The organism is Bartonella queenslandensis AUST/NH15 (assembly GCF_000312585.1).
GTDB classification, from domain to species: domain Bacteria; phylum Pseudomonadota; class Alphaproteobacteria; order Rhizobiales; family Rhizobiaceae; genus Bartonella; species Bartonella queenslandensis_A.
This window is the reverse complement of sequence record NZ_HE998303.1, coordinates 1-463: the sequence shown is the minus strand read 5'-3', so window position 1 is coordinate 463 and position 463 is coordinate 1. Positions and strand designations below refer to the sequence as shown.

The following is a 463-nucleotide window of genomic DNA, read 5'->3' as shown; positions in this document are numbered from 1 at the left end:
AGTAATCAATTTAAGAATCCTGATGATTTAGATGTGGTTGGTATTTTCTCAAATTATCAATCCGCTCAAGAAGCATGGCAGGCAAAAGCACAAAGCAGTGTAGATAATGCATTACAACGTTATTACATCGTAGATTTGCATCAATTTCTTGATACTGAAACAGATGATGCAGAGTAAAGCTTGAATATTTGGTTATTATATCCACGACCTCACGCTTGTTTATCCTGCTCTCAATGTGTCCTTTAAGAAAAACAGAATACTATCCAATAAAATGCTATTATTATTGTAAATTCATATGCTATCTTAAAAAAATATTTCTCAAGGTATCCAATTCATTTCATAGTGGTATTCGCGCAGGATACAATTTATTATTGTATCATTGTCTTTACATTTAAATATTAATAGAAATGCAGGCTTATATTATTCTACGCTTTGCTAGTTTAACACATTAAGAATAAACTTG

At 30.7% G+C, this 463-nt stretch carries 1 protein-coding gene; it reads left to right on the top strand.

All coding sequences use genetic code 11. The features are described 5' to 3' along the window. The coding region (locus BN338_RS10270; protein WP_039762224.1) for a DUF4170 domain-containing protein at window positions 1–177 on the top strand (177 nt) is incomplete at its 5' end. Between the last annotated feature and the right edge of the window lie 286 nt (window positions 178–463).